Source organism: Pantoea sp. R102 (assembly GCF_004916815.1).
GTDB classification, from domain to species: Bacteria; Pseudomonadota; Gammaproteobacteria; order Enterobacterales; family Enterobacteriaceae; genus Pantoea; species Pantoea dispersa.
Window position 1 is genome coordinate 1 of record NZ_SDFT01000277.1, and the last position, 6491, is coordinate 6491.

Consider the following 6491-nt stretch of genomic DNA (forward strand, 5'->3'; position numbering starts at 1 on the left):
TCGTTTCCCGCTCCAGATTTTCATATTCACTAAAGTTATTTGCCCCCGGGCACAATCAGACATACAACTGCTGCAGTCGTTTTACCTGTGCGGTTCCGTTTGTTATCTGGAAATTTTGCACGCCGCGTGAGTGCCCAGGATGTCTGCGTCTGTTGCAGTAATCTTACAGGTTATCCACAATGCGCCCGCAACGTGCTGACGGCGTTTTACCCTATCTGCAAAACCGTTTTGAACAGAGTTATCCACAAGCTCTGGACAAGCCCCTGCGCACAAAACCCGACGTAAATGTTTACAGTAATTATCTAACCCTATGTTTTTTATTGGGTAAATGATATTTCAGACTGTGAATGCCCCTTTTAGACGAAATAACGATCCACGTCACTATTCGGGGAAATAATTTTATTCACAGCATGTGGAAAAGCATAATATCCTGCGCGATTGCTCAATCATGCATCACGCGGTAACCCTTTCTCGACGGCGCGCACCAGCCGCTGCTGCTGTGCCGATTGCACCTCTACCGCCTGCGCCGCGCGCTTTTGCCGCTGCTGCGTGATCGCCCAGTCAATGTGCTCATCCAGCAGCGGATGTTCACCGCGCCGCTGTTCTAATGCCGTGAGATTCTCGGGTGCCCAGGGCGCATTACCCAGCGCCACAGCTACGTTACGCAGCCAGCGCAGATGGCCGATGCGGCGAATGGCAGAGCCTTCCGTGACGCGCAGAAAACGGGCTTCATCCCAGCCGAACAGTTCGACCAGCTGCGGCGCGTGCAGCACCGCGCGCGGCGAAAAATCCTCTTCATCGGTCAGCTGACCATAGCGGTTCCACGGGCAGATCAGCTGGCAGTCGTCACAGCCGTAAATGCGGTTGCCGATCAGCGGACGCAGCGCTTCGGGAATGGCGCCTTCCAGTTCAATGGTGAGATAGGAGATGCAGCGGCGCGCATCGACGACATAAGGTTCGACGATGGCGCCGGTCGGGCAGATGGTCATGCAGGCGACGCAGCGGCCGCACTGCTCTTGCTGCGGCTCATCCACCGGCAGCGGTAGATCAATCAGCAGTTCGCCGAGGAAAAACCACGAGCCGGCTTCGCGATTCAGCACCAGCGAATGTTTGCCGGTCCAGCCGAGTCCGGCTTTGACGGCAATCGGCCGCTCCAGAATTGGCGCGGAGTCGACAAACGGACGAAAATTGAGTTCGCCGCAGTGGGCCTGGATTTTTTCTCCGAGCTTTTTCAGTCGATTGCGCAATACTTTGTGGTAATCGCGGCCCAGCGCGTAGCGGCTGACATAACCCAGCTGCGGGTTTTTTAACGTGCTGGCAAACGCGGCTTTGGCCGGAAGATAGTTCATGCGTACGCTGATCACGCGCAGCGTGCCGGGCAGCAGTTCATGCGGACGGGCGCGCATCATGCCGTGACGCGCCATCCAGTCCATCTCGCCGTGATACTGTTTCTCCAGCCACTGCTGCAGTTTCGGCTCTTCGGCGCTCAGGTCGGTATCGCAAATACCCACCTGCTGAAAGCCGAGTTCGCGCCCCCACTGTTTAATCTGTTGAGCGAGCTGTTGAAGATCGAGAGGGTATGACATGAGAGACCAGGCAATTGAAGCAAACGCACGCAGTTTACCACACTCTGTCTGGCCTGCGCAGGCCATGCCGCAACTGGAGTGCGACGCCGCCGATAGCCTGGGCCTGACGCTGTATGAACTGATGCAGCGCGCCGGGCAGGCCAGTTATGAACGGATTCGCCAGCAGTGGCCGCAGGCGCAGCACTGGCTGATTTTATGCGGCCACGGTAATAACGGCGGCGATGGCTACGTGGTGGCGCGGCTGGCGCAGGCCGCCGGGCTAAGCGTGACGCTGCTGGCCTGTGACAGCGAACGTCCGCTGCCGGAAGAAGCACAGCAGGCGCGCGACGGCTGGCTGGCGGCGGGCGGCGTGATTCATGCCGCCGACGCTGCCTGGCCGGAACACATCGACGTAATTGTTGATGCGCTGCTGGGCACCGGGCTGAATCGCGCGCCTGCCGCGCCTTATCAGTCGCTGATCGAACAGATCAATGCGCACGCCGCGCCGGTGTTTGCCGTCGATATCCCTTCCGGGCTGGTGGCGGCGACCGGCACCACGCCAGGGGCGGCGGTCGTGGCGGACTGTACGTTAAGTATGATTGCGCTGAAGCCCGGTCAGCTCACCGGCAAAGCGCGTGACCACGTCGGCGTGCTGCATTGCGCGACGCTTGGTCTGGACGCGTTTCTGGCTGGCGAGCCGGCGCCGATTCATCGCTACGCTGCAGCGGATTTACCGCGCTGGCTGAAGCCGCGTAAAGCCACCTCGCACAAAGGCGATCACGGCCGTTTGCTGGTGGTTGGTGGCGACAGCGGCACGGCCGGCGCGATCCGCATGACCGGCGAAGCGGCGCTGCGCAGCGGTGCCGGGCTTGTGCGGGTGTTAACGCATGAAGATAATATTGGTCCGATTCTCAGCGCACGACCGGAGCTGATGGTGGATGCCCTGAGCGACGCGCGGCTGGACGACGCGCTGGCGTGGGCCGATGTCATCGCCATCGGCCCCGGTCTTGGCCAGCGTGAATGGGCTCAGAAGGCACTGAAAAAGGTGGCACTGAGTGAAAAGCCGATGCTTTGGGATGCTGATGCGCTTAACCTGCTGGCAATCAATGCAGATAACCGTCAGAATCGCATCATTACGCCGCATCCCGGCGAGGCAGCACGCCTGCTCGGGGTGAAAACCGCAGAGATTGAGAGTGACCGCTTACACGCCGCGCAGACCCTGGCAAACCGCTACGGCGGCGTGGTGGTGCTGAAAGGTGCTGGTACGGTAATTGCCAGCGCGACGGGCGACATGGCGATTGCGGATGTCGGCAATGCAGGCATGGCGTCCGGCGGTATGGGCGATGTGCTGAGCGGTATTATCGCCGCCCTGTTGGGCCAGCAGGCCACGCTGTTTGACGCCGCCTGTGCGGGCTGTGTCGCGCACGGTGCCGCGGCGGATGCGGTAGCGCGACAGCGCGGGACGCGCGGCATGTTAGCCACTGATTTGTTCGCACTGCTGTGGCAGTTTGTTAATCCAGAGATGATCCAACAATAAAGCATGAAGACCTGTGTTATTCCTTTGCCCGATGAGGCGGCAACCCTGAATCTGGGTGCGCAACTGGCCCGCGTTTGCAGCAGCGCGGTGGTGATCTATCTGTATGGCGATCTGGGTGCCGGTAAAACCACCTTCAGCCGCGGCTTTTTGCAGGCGCTTGGCCATCAGGGCAACGTCAAAAGTCCAACCTATACGCTGGTTGAGCCCTATCAGCTGGGCGACCGCAGTCTGTACCATTTCGATCTCTATCGCCTCGCCGACCCGGAAGAGCTGGAGTTTATGGGCATCCGTGACTACTTCAGCGGCGACGCGCTGTGCCTGGTTGAGTGGCCGCAGCAGGGCGCGGGTGTGCTGCCAGAGCCGGATCTGGCACTGACGCTAAGCTACGTTGCCAGCGCGCGCGCAGCGGAAATCAGCGCGCATTCGCCGCTGGGCGATACGCTGCTGCAGCAGTTTCAGCAGGGCAGGGAACCAGCATGATGTCACGCGTTACCGGGATGATGCTCGCCCTGCTGTGTCTGTTCTCCTCGTCGGCGCTGGCCGCGACACTATCGGATATCAAAGTCGATAACGGCGACAGCCAGGCGACGGTGACCCTGAGCTTCAACGGCCAGCCGGTGTATGGCTTCTTTCCGCTGCACAACCCGAACCGGGTGGTGCTGGATATTCGCCAGAGCGGCAGTATTCAGGGGCTGCCGCTCAACTTTAGCGGCGAAAACATCGTTAAACGGATTCGTAATAGCCAGCCGAAGGATAAGCAAAGCATCCGGCTGGTGTTTGAGCTGACCCAGGCGGCGAAAACGCGCGCCAGTACGCAGCGCGACGGCAATCAGTACCGCGTGGTCTTCACCATCAGCGGCACCCAGCCGGCCAGACGCACCACCGCGGCGGCACCGGTGACGCGTGCGCGCCAGAGCGACAGCGCCACAACCAGCCAGGGCAATCCGTTCAACGCCAATCCGGTGACGGCGGTGACCAGCAGCAACACCACGGTACGTCCGGGCGGTGCTGTCAGCCGTAATGATGCGGTGATCGTGGCGATTGATGCCGGACACGGCGGTCAGGATCCTGGCGCGTCGGGCCAGCACGGCTTACATGAAAAGAATGTCACCATCGCCATCGCGCGGAAGCTCAAGGCGCTGATGGATCAGGACCCGATGTTTAAACCGGTGCTGACGCGTAACGGCGACTACTTTATTTCGGTGATGGGCCGTTCCGAGGTGGCGCGTAAAGAGAACGCTAACCTGCTGGTATCGATTCACGCCGACGCCGCACCGAATCACTCTGCTACCGGGGCTTCGGTTTGGGTGCTGTCCAACCGTCGCGCCAACAGCGAAATGGCTAATTGGCTGGAGCAGAAAGAGAAACAGTCTGAGCTGCTGGGCGGCGCGGGCGATCTGCTGGCGAACAGCCAGGCCGATCCCTACCTGAGCCAGGCGGTGCTGGATCTGCAGTTTGGCCATTCACAGCGCGTCGGCTATGACGTGGCGGTTAAAGTGCTGCAGCAGCTGCGCGGCGTAACGCCGTTGCACAAACGTCTGCCGGAACATGCCAGCCTCGGCGTGCTGCGTTCGCCGGACATCCCTTCTTTACTGGTTGAAACCGGCTTTATCAGTAACGCCGGGGAGGAGCGGCTGCTAGGCAGCAGCGCGTATCAGGAAAAGATTGCCCAGTCGATTTACAAAGGACTGCGTAACTATTTCCTCGCGCATCCGCTGCAATCGGTCCCAAAGGAGGAAAACCGGCCGCTGGATCGCGCACCAGCGGTTAGCGTCGCCAGCAACCCGGCGACCGGCACCGTGCAGTACACCGGTGCTACCCAGCGTCATACCGTGACGCGCGGCGAGACGCTGTCCGGCATCGCCGCGCGATACGGGGTCAGCATGGCGACGCTGCGCGAGCTGAATAACCTGAAGCGCGATGTGGTGTGGGTCGGCCAGCGGCTGAAAGTGCCGGCCGGTTCCGGCGTCAGCACCGCGGCCAGCCGTCCGGCGCGGCACAAAGTGGTGCGCGGTGATTCGCTGACGGCGATTGCCGCGAAGTACGGCGTCAGCCCGAAAGCCATCATGCAGGCGAATAACATGAAGTCGAGCAACGTGATGCTGGGGCAAAATTTAAAGATTCCACAATCCTGATGAGGGGCTGCGCGCAGCCCATACCTGATAAGGATCACCACCATGCCAATACAGATTTTACCGCCTCAGCTGGCGAACCAGATTGCCGCTGGCGAAGTGGTTGAGCGCCCGGCCTCGGTCGTAAAAGAGCTGGTGGAAAACAGCCTTGATGCCGGAGCGACGCGCATTGAGGTCGATATTGAGAAAGGCGGTGCAAAGCTGATCCGCATCCGCGACAACGGCTGCGGCATCGCCCGAGATGAACTGGCGATGGCGCTGGCCCGCCACGCCACCAGCAAGATCGCCTCGCTGGATGATCTGGAGGCGATTGTCAGCCTCGGCTTTCGCGGCGAAGCGCTGGCGAGTATCAGCTCGGTGTCGCGCCTGACGCTAACGTCGCGCACCGCCGATCAGCAGGAAGCCTGGCAGGCCTATGCCGAAGGGCGCGATATGGCGGTGACGGTCAAACCCGCCGCCCACCCGGTGGGAACCTCGCTGGAAGTGCTCGATCTGTTCTACAACACGCCTGCCCGCCGAAAATTCATGCGCACCGAAAAGACCGAGTTCACCCATATTGATGAGGTGATTCGCCGCATTGCGCTGGCGCGTTTCGACGTTGCCATTTCGCTGACGCACAACGGCAAGCTGGTGCGTCAGTATCGCGGCGTGACACAGGAGGCGCAGCGCGAGCGGCGTCTGGGTGCCATCTGCGGGACGCCTTTCATGCAGCACGCGCTGCGCATTGACTGGCAGCACGACGATCTGGCGCTGCGCGGCTGGGTGGCCGATCCGGCGGGGTCGCGTCAGGTTACCGACCTGCAGCACTGCTACGTTAACGGTCGCATGATGCGCGACAAGCTGATTAATCACGCCATCCGCCAGGCCTATCAAACCCAGCTCGGTGAAGATCAGCAGCCAGCCTACGTGCTGTATCTGGAGATTGACCCGCACCAGGTGGATGTCAACGTGCATCCCGCGAAGCATGAGGTGCGTTTTCATCAGTCGCGTCTGGTGCATGACTTTATCTGGCAGGGCGTGATGAGCGTGCTGCAGGCCAGTCGCAGCGCCGAATTGCCGCTGGCCCATGCCGAAGAGCCGCCGCCGCAGTGGCAGCCAGAGAACCGCCAGGCCGCCGGGGCGAATCACTTTGCCCAGCCGGCAACCGGTGCGCGCAGCGGTGGCAGCGCGGCATCCGGCGGCACGGGCGGCCAGTGGCAGCCGAAAGAGCCGGGCTATCGCGCGCGTGAAGGGGCGGTTTATCAGCAGCTGATAAAA

General features: G+C 61.1%; 5 protein-coding genes. 4 read left to right on the forward strand and 1 reads right to left on the reverse strand.

Annotated elements, in window-relative coordinates; all coding sequences use genetic code 11:
• Window positions 1-446 precede the first annotated feature (446 nt).
• Complete coding sequence (queG, locus tag ERD80_RS21615; protein WP_058775751.1) at window positions 447-1586, reverse strand: tRNA epoxyqueuosine(34) reductase QueG; 1140 nt, start codon at window positions 1584-1586, stop codon at window positions 447-449.
• On the opposite strand from queG, the gene nnr reads away from it, so the two are divergent.
• From nnr to mutL, 4 genes are all read left to right on the forward strand, one after another.
• The gene (gene nnr, locus ERD80_RS21620; RefSeq protein ID WP_072217103.1) at window positions 1585-3102 is read left to right on the forward strand and encodes a bifunctional ADP-dependent NAD(P)H-hydrate dehydratase/NAD(P)H-hydrate epimerase; all 1518 of its coding nucleotides are present in this window, start codon (window positions 1585-1587) and stop codon (window positions 3100-3102) included. The two genes, queG and nnr, sit on opposite strands and share 2 nt — an antisense overlap.
• A 3-nt stretch (window positions 3103-3105) precedes the next feature.
• Window positions 3106-3582, forward strand: coding sequence for a tRNA (adenosine(37)-N6)-threonylcarbamoyltransferase complex ATPase subunit type 1 TsaE (tsaE, locus tag ERD80_RS21625; RefSeq protein WP_059012451.1), 477 nt, complete (start codon window positions 3106-3108; stop codon window positions 3580-3582).
• A complete protein-coding gene (gene amiB, locus ERD80_RS21630) occupies window positions 3579-5237 on the forward strand; it encodes an N-acetylmuramoyl-L-alanine amidase AmiB (RefSeq protein ID WP_136548492.1) in 1659 nt (552 codons plus the stop codon). The genes tsaE and amiB overlap by 4 nt, the downstream gene beginning before the upstream one ends.
• A gap of 42 nt (window positions 5238-5279) precedes the next feature.
• The coding region (gene mutL / locus ERD80_RS21635; RefSeq protein ID WP_136548494.1) for a DNA mismatch repair endonuclease MutL at window positions 5280-6491 on the forward strand (1212 nt) is incomplete at its 3' end.

Excerpts from the sequence above, each read along its gene's own strand:
- nnr (WP_072217103.1), top strand. The coding sequence starts at position 1,585 with ATGAGAGACCAGGCAATTGAAGCAAACGCACGCAGTTTACCACACTCT.
- queG (WP_058775751.1), bottom strand. The coding sequence starts at position 1,586 with ATGTCATACCCTCTCGATCTTCAACAGCTCGCTCAACAGATTAAACAG.
- tsaE (WP_059012451.1), top strand. The coding sequence starts at position 3,106 with ATGAAGACCTGTGTTATTCCTTTGCCCGATGAGGCGGCAACCCTGAAT.
- amiB (WP_136548492.1), top strand. The coding sequence starts at position 3,579 with ATGATGTCACGCGTTACCGGGATGATGCTCGCCCTGCTGTGTCTGTTC.